Genomic DNA, 14,101 nt, shown 5'->3' on the forward strand with positions numbered 1-14,101 from the left:
GGCTCGCTAACCGTAGCGCACCACCCCCGCGCCCCGCAAAACGACATCCGAATCCGCCGGATCGCGGTCCGGCACATCGAGGTCAACCAGGCCATCCTTCGAGGCGGCAACCGCCCGGTGCCACTCGGGTAGCCGGCGGAACGACGGCGGAGCCCCCGTCGCCAGGACCGGGATGGTCCGACGACGGGGGCTCCGAGAGGCGCTCCGGGCGAGTGCGGTCAGCCGCCCGCGCTCGGGCTGCCACTCGGCGACGGCGGGGCGCTGCCACTGGGTGCTCCGGCGGCCTGCTGCGCCTGTTGGAACGCGGTAAGCGCCTCGTCGAGCGTCTTGAGCGCGCGGCCGTACCGCTCGAAGTCACCCGAGGTCTGCGCGGCCCGTACCTCGGTGATCGCGGTCTGCACCCGGTCCGCGGCGACGGCCAGGTCACCTGTCGGCGGCGGATTGCTCGGCGTCGGCGTCGGCGTGGCGGTCCCGCTGGGCCCCGGCGTCGGGGTTGTCGGCGTCGTCGGGTTACCCCCGGTCGTCGGGGGCGGCGACGTGCCCTGCCCGGCCTTCTTCCCCTGCTCGACCAGTTGCTTGATGCCGTCGTTGATGTTGTCGGCGAGCGCCACGAAGGAGCCACCGTCGCCGTAGGAGAGCAACACCTTCTGCAACAGCGGGTACGCGTCCTGCTGGTTGCTCTTCACGTAGACCGGCTCGACGTAGAGCATGCCGTCGGCGAAGGGCAGCGAGAGCAGGTTGCCGTACTGCACCTGCGCCTGGTTGCTGGAGAGCAGGTTGAGCTGCTGGCGGATGTTGGCGTTGTTCGTCATCTGCTGGTGCACCTGCACCGGGCCGGAGATCCGGGTCTGATCCGGCAACTCCAGCACCTCCAGCCGGGGCTGCCCGCCGACGTACGACCCGGAGATCAGCGCGGCCAGGTTCTGCCGGCCGTTCGGGGTGACCGCCGCGGTGAGCTGGAACCGGGGGCTCTCCTGCCCGGGGAACTGGGTGAACAGGTAGTACGGGGGCTGCTTCTGACCGCTGTCCGGAGCGTCCGGCACCGTCGGCACCTGCCAGAAGTCCTGTGCGGAGTAGAAGTCGCCCGGGTTCGTCACGTGGAACTTGGTGAGCAGGTTGCGCTGCACCTTGAACATGTCCGCCGGGTAGCGCAGGTGCTCGGTCAGCTCGACCGGGATGTCCGCCTTCGGCAGCACCAGGTCACCACCGAACGCCTTGTTCCAGGCCTTGAGCACCGGATCGGTGTCGTCGTACTCGTAGAGCTTCACGGTGCCGTCGTACGCGTCGACGGTGGCCTTCACCGAGTTGCGCATGTAGTTGACGTTCTCCCGGGCCAGCTGGAAGGTGCCCCGGTTGGTCAACTCGTCGGTGGTCTCGGTCTGCAGGTTGACCCGCTCGGCGTACGGGTAGGTGGCCGCCGTGGTGTAGCCGTCGACGATCCACTGCACCCGACCGTCGACCACCGCCGGGTACGGGTCGCCGTCCAGCGTCAGGAACGGCGCGACCTTCTCCACCCGGTCCCGCGGGTTACGCACGTAGAGCAGCCGGGAGTCCTTGTTGACCGCCTCGGAGAGCAGGAAGTTGGACTCCTGCTCCTTGATGGCGTACAGCAGCCGCCGGGTGAAGGACCCGATCTTGACGCCGCCCTCGCCGGTGTAGGTGTAGGACTCGCCGCCGCCCTCGCCGACCGGCCTGTCGAACTCGGCCTTCTTGTTCGGGTCGGCCTGACCGACGATCGCGTAGTCGTCGGCCGCCATCCGCTCGCCGTAGTAGATGCGCGGCTGCTTGGCCGGGATCTGCTCGGTCTGCGAGGAGCACGCCTCCTGCGTCTTCTCCCCGAGGAAGCCGGAGACGAAGAACGGCTGCCCACCACAGACCACCTGGTTGGCCGGGGCGGCGACCAGCCCGTACCCGTGGGTGTAGACGGTGTGCCGGTTGATCCAGGTGTTCTGCTGGTCGGTCAGCTCGCCGTAGTTGATCTCCCGGACGCCGACCACGTAGTCGGAGACCTTGCCGTTCACCCCGTACCTGTCGATGTCCAGCTTGGGGCCGAAGTCGTAGAAGCCACGCACCTGCTGAAGCTGGGTGTACGTCTCGCTGACCAACTGCGGGTCGAGCAACCGCACGTTCGACACCACCGAGGTGTCGGTGGCCAGGTTGCCCGGTGGGGTGAGGTTGTTCGCCGCGTACGGGGTCGTCTGGGTGGCCCCCAACCCGAACGCCGCCCGCGTCGCGTCGATACTGCGCTGGATGTACGGCGCTTCCTTGTCCTTGGCGCTCGGCTTGACCTCGAAGGTCTGCACCGCCCAGGGATAGATGCCGCCGATGGCCACCGCGGACACACCGAGCAGCGCCAGCGAGATCCCCGGCCAGACCAGGTTCCGCATCCAGGCGTTGGAGAACACGACGATCGCGATCGCCACCACGATCGAGATGTAGGCCAGGATCTCCTTCGCCGGCAGCAGCGCGTTGACGTCGGCGTAGCCGGCGCCGTACAACTTGGCGCCCTCGTTGTACTCCAGCAGCATGGCCCGCCGGTCCAGCACGTACGCGATGGCCTTCAACAGCACGAAGACCGCGACCAGGCTGCTCAGGTGCGCGCGGGCCGCGTTGCTCATCCGGTCCCCGACGCCCTGTAGGCGGACCCCGCCGAAGAGGTAGTGCACCGCCAGCGCGCCGATCACGGCCAGCACCACAGCGGTGAAGGCGACCCCGAGCAGGTAACGCCAGAACGGCAACTGGAAGACGTAGAAGCCGATGTCCACCCCGAACTCCGGGTCCTTGACCCCGAAGTCACCGCCGTTGCGGAAGAGCAGCCACTGGGTCCACCGGTTCTGTGCGGAGAGGCCGGCGAAGAGCCCGACCACCGCGGCGGTAAGCGCGATCCAGGTGCCCAGTCGCGGGCTGAGCGCCATCCGATAACGCTCGAGCGTCGCCTGCTCCACCGAGTGCGGACGCAGTCGCGGGCGCAACCGATGGGCAAGCCACAGGTTGCCACCGACGACCACCGCCATGCCGAGACCGACGGCGAGGAAGAGCAACAGTCGGGTCACCAGCACACCTGTGAAGACCTCGGTGTAGCGGACCTCGTCGAACCAGAGCCAGTCCGTCCATGCTTGGACACCCCAGCCGAGCAGGGTGAAGAGCACGAACACCCCGACCAGGACAGCGATGGTGACGCGCCCGCGCCGGCTCATCCTGGGAAGGGGGCTGCTGCTACGCATGACCACTGTTGGCTCCGCACGCTCGATGTGATCGGCTCCGACCAGGCACCCAGAGTACGGGGTGTTCCTGAGCGTGTCGGGGCACGGTCACACCGGTCAGCAACGGGTTGGCTGACCCCCTGCGCGCAACGTCTCCAACGCGGTCATCGCCTCGTCCAGGGAGCCCACCCGCAGCAGCGGCAAACCGGGCTGCGGATTGCGGACGGCCTCGGCGCAGTTGTCCGCCGGCACCAGAAAGACCTTCGCGCCGGCACGCTTCGCGCCGACCAACTTCTGGGCGATCCCGCCGATCGGGCCGACGGTGCCCTCGTCGTCGATGGTGCCGGTGCCGGCGATGATCTGGCCGCCGGTGAGATCGGCCGGGGTCAGCTTGTCGACGATCCCCAGGGCGAACATCAGACCGGCGCTCGGCCCACCGATGTCCCCCAGGTCGATGCCGAGGGTGAACGGGTGCGGCTGCTGCTGATCGATCTCCACACCGATCCGCGGTCGGCCGTCCTGCTCACGACTCGTCACCGTCGCCGTGGCCGGCGCGCCGTCGCGGGTGTAGGCGATCGCCAACGCCGTACCCGCCGGCTTGGCCCGGACCAGTTCGGTGACCTTCGCGGCCACCGGCACCGGCTGACCGTCGACGGAGGTGATCACGTCGCCGGCCTTCAGCGCCCCGGCCGCCGGACCGTCCCCCGCCACCGTCTTGATCACGACCTGCACCGGGAAGCCCAACTCCCGCAGCGCGGCCGTCTCCGCGCTCGTCTGCGACGCCTTGAAGTCCTCCGCGTTGCGCTGCTCGACCTGCTCGGTCGACTCCCCCGGCGGGTAGACAAGCTCTCGCGGCACCACCGCCTCGTCGTCGGAGAACCAGCCCGCGATCGCCCCCCGCAACCGCACCGTGGGCTGCACCCCCACCGTGGTCAGCCGCAACTGGCCGGCGGAGGTCGAGGTCTCCCGCCCGGAGACCTGGATGACCTCCTTGCCGTCGGCCGTGCCGAGGGTGTTGACCGTCGGACCGGGGCCGAGCACCACGTACGGGATCGGCACCCGCAGCACCCCGATGCTCAGCAGGGCGGTGAACAGGGCACCGAGCAGGACCGTCAGGCCACGACGTCTCATGCCGCAGAGCGTACCGACCGGCCGGACGCCTCCTGTCGGATGCGCCACGCGACTTCGCCCTCAGCGCAACGCCAGCGACGGCGACCTGGGGCGCGGTCCGCGTACCGTAGACGTCGTGCCTGATATTCCGTTCGGTTTCGCGCTCCCGGGTGGGCAACCACCAGACCCCAACGATCCCGCGCAGATGCAGCAGTTCATGTCGCAGTTGCAGCACCTGCTCTCCGCGCCGGGCAGCGGTCCGGTCAACTGGGACCTGGCCCGGCAGGTAGCGGCCAGCCAGCTCGCGGCCGCCGGCGACCCGGCGGTGTCACCGTTCGAGCGCAACGCGGTCGAGGAAGCGCTGCGCCTGGCCGACCTGTGGTTGGAGCCGGCCTCGTCCTGGCCGTCGGGCATCCAGTCACCGGTGGCCTGGAACCGCAACGAGTGGATCTTCAAGACACTCGACGTGTGGCGCAAGCTCTGCGACCCGGTCGCCAGCCGGATGGTCGGCGCCATGGGCGACCTGGTCCCACCGGAGGCGCGCGCCCAGCTCGGCCCGATGCAGTCGATGGTGGCCACCCTCGGCGGCGCGCTCTTCGGCGGCCAGCTCGGCCAGGCGCTCGGCTCGCTCGCCGCGGAGGTGCTCTCCGCCGGCGACATCGGGCTGCCGCTCGGCCCGGCCGGCACGGCCGCCCTCATCCCGGCCAACATCCGGGCGTACGGCGAGGGCCTGGAACTTCCCGAGGACGAGGTCCGCCTCTACGTGGCGCTGCGCGAGGCCGCCCACCAGCGGCTGTTCCAGCACGTCCCGTGGCTGCGCGGGCATGTGCTCAGCGCGGTCGAGATGTACGCCTCGGGCATCCGCGTCAACCGGGAGGCGATCGAGGAGGCCATGGGCCGGGTCGACCCGACCGACCCGGAGTCGATGCAGGCGATCGCCCTGGAGGGCATCTTCACCCCGGAGGACACTCCGGCACAGAAGGCCTCCCTGGCCCGACTGGAGACCGCACTCGCCCTGGTCGAGGGCTGGGTCTGCCACGTCGTGGACAGCGCCGCCAGCGACCGGCTGCCCAACGTCGTCCGGCTGGGCGAGGCGTTCCGCCGCCGCCGGGCCGCCGGTGGCCCCGCCGAGCAGACCTTCGCCGCACTCGTCGGCCTGGAGCTGCGCCCACGTCGACTCCGCGAGGCCGCCGCACTCTGGGCCGCGCTCACCGAGCACCGCGGCATCGAAGGCCGAGACGCCGTCTGGGGCCACCCGGACCTGCTCCCCTCGGACGACGACTTCGCCGACCCGGTCGCCTTCGCGATGAACGACATGGACCTGAGCGAGCTGGACACCTTCGACTTCACCGCTCCTGGTGGGGCCGAGGAGAAGGCCCCGGGTCAATTGGGCCAGTCAGGTCAGCCCGGTCCGTCCGACGAGACCGACGGCGAGGACGACGCCAAGTCCTGACGTCCACGCGACGACGGCTCACCCGGGATGCCCGCGAGATCGACAGCGGGCACCCGGGTGCCCGGCGCGGGTCTGGTGTCGGGGCAGACTGACGGTGTCGGGGCAGGCTGACGGTGTCAGGGCAGGCTGACGGTTCAGCCGGGTCGGCCCGACCCGGACAGGAGGGCGCGGGTCGCCTCCCACCCCTCGAAGGCGGGATCCAGCGTGGCCAGGTCAGCCGGGCCGCGCAGTCGGCGCCAGCCCGTGGTGACCGCCACGTCACCCGGGCGCGGGGCGTTGGCGCGCGCCTCGGCCGGCGTCGCCGTGTCCAGGCCCAGCGTCGGTAGCCAGCCCGGCGCGGGCAGTCGTACCGCGACCCCGAGCAGACCCGGACCGCCACCCTCGACCGGCGCCACCGCGACCGGCCGCGTGGTGAGTGGGCGGAGCAGCTTGCCGACGGTCAGTGCGGGCAGATCAGGCACGTCACTGACCAGCACGGCGGCCTGGTCGTACCCCTCCAGCGCGGCGAACACGGCGTTCGGCGTGGGCTCGGCCACCTCGTACACCGCCGTGCCGGGCCACACCAGCGCATCGGCCAGTGCCCGGTCGGCCGGGGTCACCGCGACCGCGACCTCCACCTCGTTGAGCGTGGCGAGCAGGTCGATGACGTCTTCCGCGAGAGCTGCTCGCCATTCGGCCAGGTCGACACCCGGCGGCGACCAGTGCACCGGCCCGAGCAACGCCACCACCACCCGTCGCGCCATGCCCCGACCCTAGCGCCCCGCGGCGCCGAGCTATCCGCCCGTCCCGCAGTGGCCGGCCGCCCCGCACGCCCGCCCGTCCCGCACGGCCGCCCGTCCCGCACGGCCACCCGTCCCGCACGGCCACCCGTCCCGCACGGCCACCCGTCCCGCAGTGGCCGGCCGCCCCGCACGCCCGCCCGTCCCGCACGGCCGGGCATTCCGCACGGCCACCCGTCCCGCACGGCCGGCCGTTCCGCACGGCCGCCCGTACCCGGCTCGATCGACTCGGCTTTGTGAAAAGCGCGGTGTCCGGGTGGCATCGACAGCGCGGGTTCCAGGAAGCCGAGTCGATCTAGGCCGGTCAGGTGGAGAGCGGGGCGCCGGAGGCGGCGGCGACACCTTCGAGGTAGCCGCGGGCGCGTTCGGCTTTGGGGTAGCGGCCGACCAACGACCAGAACCGGGCGTTGTGGCTGGGCACGATCAGGTGTGCCAGCTCGTGCAGCAGCACGTAGTCGATCACCCAGTCGGGCATCTCCTGGACGCGGTGCGAGATCCGGATGCTGCGGTCGGCTGGTGTGCACGAGCCCCATCGGCCGTTCTGGTTGGTGACCCATCGGACGCTCGCCGGCACGGCCTTCGTGCCGTACCCGGGGAGGTAGAGGTCGATGAGCCGGGTGGCGCGGGCCAGCAGCTCGGCGTCGGAGCGGGCCAGGCGCCCCTCCCGGGCGGCGAGCCGGGCGAGCATCCGGTCGACCCACTCGCTCTCCTCGGCCCGGGAGAACTGGTCCGGGATGAGAACGACGACTCGCTCACCGTCACGGTACGCGGACACCGTGCGTCGCCGACGCTGGCTGCGCCGCACCTCGACGACCGGCTTGCGCGTCCCCGCCATCACTGGCCCGCGCAGCCTCGGCTACGTGTCACGAAGGAAAGCTAATGCGTACTGACCAGGGGTCCGCAAGGGTCAACCACCCGACACACGCCCGGAAAGTGGTGATTGGTCGCTAGGCGTCCCGAAAATTTCTTGGCCGCGACGTCACCGCACCATCTCGTCACCCTTCGTGAACACCGATGGCGCCGGTACGCGGCACCTCCCCACCGTAGGTGATCACGATGCCGAATGCCCTCGCGGGGGCACTCGCACGGGTGTCTGTGGGGGTTTGGTCGGCGTGTCCCCGCCAAACTGACTTATCCGACCTATTTCGCCATGCACACTCTCGACGTCGACTAGCTCACAGTGTCGATGCACAGCTGACATGGAACCGCCCAGACCTGGGTAGGGTCCGCGGACCAGCGGTCACGAAGGTGGCCGTGGAGTGAGACCCAGCGCCGGCGCCCCGTGGGCCCGCCGCCGGGCACCCCGCCGGGACGGCATCGACCGGCGGACGAGACGAGGAGGGCACCGTGGCCGACCAGGCCCAGACGACCTACAACGGTTACTGCGTGAAGTGCAAGGAGAAGCGGGACTTCGAGGGGCACGTGGAGGTCTCGAAGACCGGAATGAACATGGCCAAGGGCAAGTGTCCGGTATGCGGAACAACAGTGAACCGCATCCTGGGCAAGGCCAAGGTCTGACCTGTACGAGTGGCGGGGGCGGAGTGGCCGGTGGCCACCCCGCCCCGTCGCCGCCTCCGAGGTAGGTGGGTCGCCGACGTGCTGTCGGGTGGCTGACAACCTCGTCGACAGGCTGTGGATAACCCAGCAAAGCCTGTGGACAACGCTGGACAGAGGCCTGCGCGCCTGTGGACAACGATCGACCGAGTGCGAAGATGTGGTCACGATTGGTGACCATGAGCCGCACTGTTCTGCCCCGCCCCACGCTGCTGCCCGGTCTCAACCGGCTCTGGCGTGACAGGCACACCCTCCAGCTCGGCGTCGGTCCCGGGCCGGCGGTGCTGCTGGAGCTGGCCAACCCGCGCGCCGCCCACCTGCTCGACCTGCTCGACGGCACCCACAGCGAGCGCGCCGTGCTGGCTCGGGCGGCCGCCGCCCAGGTCACCAGCGAGGACGCGCGTACCCTGCTCGACGCCCTGCGTGCGGCCGGGCTGCTGGTGCCCGCGCACAGCCTGCTCCCCCGTGACCTGGCCGGCCCCGCCCGCGCCCGGCTCACCGCGGAGGCCGGCGCGCTGGCTCTGGCCGCCGCCCGGCTGCCCGGCACCCCTGCCCAGGTCCTGCGTCGACGACGGGTCGCCCGAGTCGTGCTCACCGGCGCCGGGGCGCTCGGCGGGCCGCTGACGGTGGCGTTGGCGCAGGCCGGCGTCGGGCAGGTGGTCCCCCTCCTCACCGGCCCGGTGCGCCCCGTCGACCTGGTCGGCACCGGCATTCCCGCCACCGAGCTGGGCCATCCGCTGGCCCCGGCGGTGCGGGCCGCCGTCGAGCGCACCGCGCCGGGTACCGGCACCCAGCCGGTCCGGGCCGGCCGGGTGGACCTGGTGATCCAACTCGGCGCGGATCGGCCGCCCGCGCTGCTCGCCGCCGGTCTCGCTCAGCGCCGGCAGCCACACCTGCTGGTCACCCTGCGCGGGGGCGTACCGGTCATCGGGCCGTTGGTCTGCCCACCCGCCGGACCCTGCCTGCACTGCGTCGAGCTGCACCGGGCCGACCGCGACCCGGACTGGCCACGGCTCGCCGCCCAACTCGCCGCCGCGGACCCGGTGGCCGCCGGTGCGACCGGGACGCTGCTCGCGGCCATCGGGTACGCGCTGGCCGAGGCACTGACCCAGCTCGACGGCGGGCAGCCAGAGACGCTGGGCGCGGCCATGGAGATCATCGGCGCGGGCCGTTTTCGTCGTCGGGACTGGCCGCCACATCCGGCATGTGAGTGCTCGCGGGGGCGAGTGTCCGCACCAGCCCGGCCGCAGAGCAGCAGCGGGGCCCTCCGGTCGGTAACAATGACCGGGTGACCGACATCCCGCGCCGCGCCGTGTCCCGCACCGCCAAGCTCGCCGCCCTGCCGCTCGGCTTCGCCGGTCGGACCGTTCTCGGCATGGGAAAGCGCGTCACCGGAATCGCCTCCGACGTGATCTCCGCGGAGATCCAGCAGCGCACCGCCGAGCAGCTTTTCAGCGTGTTGGGCCAGCTCAAGGGCGGGGCGATGAAGTTCGGCCAGGCGTTGTCGGTCTTCGAGGCCGCGTTGCCGGAGGAGATCGCCGCGCCCTACCGCCAGGCGCTCACCAAGCTCCAGGAGGCGGCGCCCCCGCTGCCGGTCGCCAGCGTGCACAAGGTGCTTGCCGAGCAGCTCGGCCCGGACTGGCGGGACCGGTTCGTGGAGTTCAGCGACGTCCCGGCGGCCGCGGCCAGCATCGGCCAGGTGCACCGGGCACGGTGGCGCGAGCCGGGGCTCGACGAGTCGGGCTCGCCGAACGGCCGCGACGTGGCTGTCAAGATCCAGTATCCCGGGGCCGGAGAGGCGCTGCTCGCCGACCTGAAGCAGCTCTCCCGCCTGGGCGGGATGTTCCGGGCCATCCAGCCCGGCCTGGACGTCAAGCCACTCCTGGTCGAGTTGCGGGAGCGGATCACCGAGGAGCTGGACTACGAGTTGGAGGCCGAGTCGCAGCGCGCCTTCGCGGAGGCGTACGCCGACGACCCGGAGATCTACATCCCAAAGGTGATCAACGCGGCACCGCGGGTGCTGGTCACCGAGTGGGTGACGGGCACCCCGCTGGCCGACATCATCCGGGAGGGCACCGAGGAGGAGCGGGACGAGGCGGGCCGGTTGATGGCCACCCTGCACCTCTCCGCGCCGCAGCGGGCCGGGCTGCTGCACGCCGACCCGCACCCGGGAAACTTCCGGATGCTGCCCGACGGCCGACTCGGGGTGATCGACTTCGGTGCGGTGGCCCGGATGCCGGAGGGCACACCGGAGCCGATCGGCCGCATCGCCGCGATGGCCCTGCGTGGCAACGCCGACGAGGTGGTGGCCGGCCTGCGGTCAGAGGGCTTCATCGGCGCCACCGAGGAGATCGACGCCGAGGGGGTGCTGGACTTCATCCGTCCGATGCTGGAGCCCATCGCGGCGGACGGGTTCCGGTTCACCCGGGCCTGGCTGCGGGGCGAGGCGGGCCGACTCGCCAGCCCCCGCTCCCCCACCTACCAGCTGAGCAGGCAGCTCAACCTGCCGCCGTCGTACCTGCTGATCCACCGGGTGACGCTCGGCTCGATCGGGGTGCTCTGCCAGCTGGAGGCGAAGGCCCCGTACCGCAGCATCCTGGAACGCTGGCTGCCCGGTTTCGCCCCGGTCGCCTGACCACGTCGGAAAGGGCGGGCGCCGGTCGGCGCCCGCCCTTTCCGGATCGGAGTGGTACTAGAGAACGCCCAGGTCACGAGCCGTCTGGTGGCGGCTGTTCATAGCGACGGTACGGGCGGATCGGGTTGCCTCAGTGCTCGTGGTGGTACGACCGGCCTGAGGCCGACGCATTCGAGCCCGGGACAACGCTTCGTGGAGTAGTTGCATCTCGAACGCTCCGTTGGGGAGGTTGAACATCGTCTTCTCGCTCACTGCCGGTGTGCCACCGGCGTAGTTGGTACGGGTCGGGAACATGTCAGGCTGCCAGCCGGACCGCGCCACGCACCTCGGACAGCCCACTGGCCGCCAAGCGCGCCTCGGCCTCGACCCGAAGCTCGGCGTCACGCGCGACGTCCTCCTTACGTGGACGGCCACGGGGCCGCTTACGCGGAACAACCGCGCCACGCTCGAAGATCTCGCCGCCCCAGACGCCCCACGGCTCCGCTCGCTCCACCGCCCCGGCCAGGCACTCGACGCGCAGCGGGCAGTCCCCGCAGAGCGACTTGGCCAGCTCGAGCTCGGCAGGCGAGTCGGAGAACCACAGGTCGGGGTCGAACTTCCGGCAGGGCAGGTTCGCCTCCATCTCGACGCTCACGTCGAGGGGGGCCAACGCCAGACTCATCTCCCGGTCACCTCTCTCTCACTTCGATCTCGTGGATCGCATTCCGACGTACTACGGCGGGCAAAAAACTGAGGCCGCGGATCCCGGTAATCGGGTTCCGCGGCCTCGAGGTGAGCCGGTGTCTGATGGTCAGACCGGTTTACCTCGAGGCGGAACGCCGCGGACATCCGTGCGCTTCATGGCGACCGGGATGCCATTGCCAGTGGAGCCACTGGTCCCCTCGACTCCGGCTGGCGCGACGGTCAGGATCAGCTCGGCCTGAACCTGGTGCACCTGCGGAACCGACGGTCGTGCGGCCACAAGGGCCACCCGGACAGCCGACAACGGAGCGTGGACAGACGGCATCGCCGCCAGACGCTCATAGGTGAAGATCTTCACGGGTGCCACCTCCCTCACGTTCCTCGAATCGACTGGACCAACCCTCGTGAGCAGCCGGAATGGCGCCGCTCGCGTGGTGTGTCCTGAGGCTATTCCTCGCGCCGGGGCGAGGGCAAACGAATTTACGACTGGATTTCGAAAGTTTTCTCCGGGCAGACGTCGTCCACCCCCGCGCCGTCCACGAGGGCGAGCACCGACTCCCCATAGAGGCCCAGCTTGCGGGGGCCGATGCCGGCGATGGCGATCAACTCCTCGGGCCGGCCGGGCCGCCGCTCGGCCAACGCGACAAGTGTCGCGTCGGTGAAGACCACGTACGCCGGGACCTTCTGCGCACCGGCCACCCGCTGCCGCCACTCGCGCAGCCGCTCGTGCAGCTCGTCGTCGATGTCGGACGGGCAGGTGGGGCAGCGGCCGAGCTTGCGGTCCGGTCCGGCGAGCAGGGTGGCGCCGCAGATCCGGCAGGAGACGATCTGGGTGCGTCGTCGCTCGGGGCGGCGGGCCGGACCGGCGCCGGTCGCCCGTTCGGTGCCGCCGGAGCGGTCGAGCTGGGGCAGGAACCGCGAGGGCCGCCGGGCTCGTCCGCCCGGCGAGCGCGCGGCGGCGTACGACAGCCAGAGCCACTGCCGTGCGCGGGTGATGCCGACGTAGAGCAGCCGGCGTTCCTCCTCGACCTGTTCGACGCTCTTGGCGTACGTGGTGGGCAGGGTGCCCTCGGCGAGACCGACCAGGAAGACCGCATCCCACTCCAACCCCTTGGCCGAGTGCAGCGAGGCGAGGGTCACCCCGTCCACAGTCGGTACGTGCTGCTGGGCGGCGCGCCGGGCCAACTCCTCGGTGAAGTCGGAGAGGGTGACGGGGCGTTCCACCGACGCGGCCTCGCCGATCGGCACCACCTCGGGGGTGGCCGCGTACTCCTCGGCGAGCTGGACCAGCGCGGACAGCGCCTCCCACCGCTCGCGGGCGGCGCCGCCGGCCGGGGGCGCGTCCGGGGCCCAGCCGACCGCGGTGAGCGCCTCGACGACGGCGGCCGGCAGCGGTGTCTCCCCCGGAATTGACCGGGTGGCGGCGCGCAGCGCGACCATCGCCTGGCGCACCTCGGTCCGCTCGAAGAACCGCTCCGCGCCCTGCACGACGTAGGGCACGCCGACCTCGGTGAGCGCCTTCTCGTACGCCTCGGACTGCGCGTTGACCCGGAACAGCACGGCGATCTCCTTCGCCGGCGTACCCGTGTCGATCAGCGACCGGCAGCGCGCGGCCACCGCGTTGGCCTCGGCCGGCTCGTCGGTGAAGATCCGCAGGTCCGGCTCGGGGCCGGGTGGGCGTTGCCCGCTCAGCTCCAGCCGCAGCCGCGCCTCGGTGCCCCGGGCCTGGGCGATCACCGCGTTGGCCAGCCCGACCACCTGCGGGGTGGAGCGGTAGTCGCGGACCAGGCGGACCACCGTGGCGCCCCGGTGCCGGCGGGGAAAGTCGACAAGGTACGCCGAGGTCGCCCCGGTGAACGAGTAGATCGTCTGGCTGGCGTCGCCGACCACTGTCAGGTCGTTGCGGCCGGCCAGCCAGGCGTCGAGCAGCCGCTGCTGGAGGGGGTTGACGTCCTGGTACTCGTCGACGACGAAGTGCCGGTACTGGCCCCGGACCTGCTCGCCGACGTCCGAATGCTCCTCGATGCCCCACACCGCGGCCCGCAGCATGTCCTCGAAGTCGATCACCCCGTTCGAGCGCTTGAGCTGCTCGTACGCGGTGAACACGTCGGCGACCTTCGCCGGTTCGTGCGGTGTGTCGCGCAGTGCCCGGGCCGCCGACACCACGTAGTCGCTCGGCTCGACGAGCGACGACTTGGCCCACTCGATCTCACCGGCCAGGTCCCGGGCGGCGGCCCGGTCGGTGCGCAGGCCGACCCGGGCGGCGGCGAGGGTGACCAGCCGTACCTTGCTGTCCAGCAGCTCGGGCATGGCGCGGCCGGACAGCAGCCGGGGCGCGAAGTACCGCACCTGGCGCAATGCGGCGGAGTGAAAAGTCCGTGCCTGCACACCTGACGCCCCGATCAGAGCAAGACGGTGTCGCATCTCGGCGGCGGCCCGGGCCGTGAAGGTGACCGCGAGCACGTGTCGGGGGGAGATCTCACCGGAAAGCACCCGATGGGCGATCCGGGAGGTGATCGCCCGGGTCTTGCCGGTGCCGGCGCCGGCCAGGATGCAGACCGGGCCGGCGGGTGCGGTCACGGCGGAGCGTTGCTCCGGGTCCAGCCCGGCGAGCACCTGTTCCGACGCTGAGTGAACCGCCACAACCAGGAATCATCTCAGCTCCCCCTAACGTTGCAGCGAACAG

General features: G+C 71.2%; 11 protein-coding genes. 4 read left to right on the forward strand and 7 right to left on the reverse strand.

The annotated features are described in order from the left end of the window. Positions 1-218: 218 nt before the first annotated feature. Together ACPXBU_RS17835 and ACPXBU_RS17840 are read right to left on the reverse strand one after the other, a co-directional pair. Positions 219-3,224, reverse strand: coding sequence for a UPF0182 family protein (locus tag ACPXBU_RS17835; protein WP_425758875.1), 3,006 nt, complete (start codon positions 3,222-3,224; stop codon positions 219-221). A gap of 96 nt (positions 3,225-3,320) precedes the next feature. Then, positions 3,321-4,334, reverse strand: a complete 1,014-nt coding sequence (locus ACPXBU_RS17840) for a YlbL family protein (protein WP_393372037.1) — start codon at positions 4,332-4,334, stop codon at positions 3,321-3,323. 115 nt (positions 4,335-4,449) lie between these two features. Between ACPXBU_RS17840 and ACPXBU_RS17845 the strand changes: the two genes are divergently transcribed. Next, positions 4,450-5,766 carry a zinc-dependent metalloprotease gene (locus tag ACPXBU_RS17845; RefSeq protein ID WP_393372039.1) on the forward strand — a complete coding sequence of 439 codons (1,317 nt, stop codon included), beginning with the start codon at positions 4,450-4,452 and terminating at the stop codon, positions 5,764-5,766. Between the two features lie 134 nt (positions 5,767-5,900). Here the strand turns inward: ACPXBU_RS17845 and ACPXBU_RS17850 are convergent, their stop codons facing one another. Both ACPXBU_RS17850 and ACPXBU_RS17855 read right to left on the reverse strand, forming a co-directional pair. Beyond that, the gene (locus tag ACPXBU_RS17850) at positions 5,901-6,509 is read right to left on the reverse strand and encodes a hypothetical protein (RefSeq protein WP_425758876.1); all 609 of its coding nucleotides are present in this window, start codon (positions 6,507-6,509) and stop codon (positions 5,901-5,903) included. A gap of 340 nt (positions 6,510-6,849) precedes the next feature. Next, a complete protein-coding gene (locus tag ACPXBU_RS17855) occupies positions 6,850-7,380 on the reverse strand; it encodes a M48 family metallopeptidase (RefSeq protein WP_425758877.1) in 531 nt (176 codons plus the stop codon). Between the two features lie 512 nt (positions 7,381-7,892). On the opposite strand from ACPXBU_RS17855, the gene ACPXBU_RS17860 reads away from it, so the two are divergent. The 3 genes from ACPXBU_RS17860 to ACPXBU_RS17870 all read left to right on the forward strand — a co-directional run bounded on the left by ACPXBU_RS17860 (position 7,893) and on the right by ACPXBU_RS17870 (position 10,734). Next, positions 7,893-8,063: a DUF5679 domain-containing protein gene (locus ACPXBU_RS17860; RefSeq protein ID WP_167457767.1), complete on the forward strand. Its 171-nt coding sequence runs from the start codon at positions 7,893-7,895 to the stop codon at positions 8,061-8,063. Between the two features lie 215 nt (positions 8,064-8,278). Then, on the forward strand, positions 8,279-9,391 hold the full coding sequence (locus tag ACPXBU_RS17865) for a TOMM precursor leader peptide-binding protein (protein ID WP_393372045.1): 1,113 nt from the start codon (positions 8,279-8,281) through the stop codon (positions 9,389-9,391). Beyond that, positions 9,388-10,734 carry an ABC1 kinase family protein gene (locus ACPXBU_RS17870; protein WP_425758878.1) on the forward strand — a complete coding sequence of 449 codons (1,347 nt, stop codon included), beginning with the start codon at positions 9,388-9,390 and terminating at the stop codon, positions 10,732-10,734. Before ACPXBU_RS17865 ends, ACPXBU_RS17870 begins: the two co-directional genes overlap by 4 nt. 295 nt (positions 10,735-11,029) lie before the next feature. On the opposite strand, the gene ACPXBU_RS17875 is transcribed toward ACPXBU_RS17870, so the two are convergent. The 3 genes from ACPXBU_RS17875 to ACPXBU_RS17885 form a co-directional block, all read right to left on the reverse strand. Continuing rightward, on the reverse strand, positions 11,030-11,395 hold the full coding sequence (locus ACPXBU_RS17875; protein ID WP_328420094.1) for a WhiB family transcriptional regulator: 366 nt from the start codon (positions 11,393-11,395) through the stop codon (positions 11,030-11,032). Positions 11,396-11,524: 129 nt separating this feature from the next. Then, on the reverse strand, positions 11,525-11,773 hold the full coding sequence (locus ACPXBU_RS17880) for a hypothetical protein (protein ID WP_393372050.1): 249 nt from the start codon (positions 11,771-11,773) through the stop codon (positions 11,525-11,527). Positions 11,774-11,895: 122 nt separating this feature from the next. After that, entirely contained in the window at positions 11,896-14,058 is a 2,163-nt protein-coding gene (locus ACPXBU_RS17885) for an ATP-dependent DNA helicase UvrD2 (RefSeq protein WP_425758879.1), read from the reverse strand. Positions 14,059-14,101: the final 43 nt, after the last annotated feature.

Origin of the sequence: Micromonospora sp. DT231 (genome assembly GCF_049847025.1) — a bacterium.
Taxonomy (GTDB): domain Bacteria; phylum Actinomycetota; class Actinomycetes; order Mycobacteriales; family Micromonosporaceae; genus Micromonospora.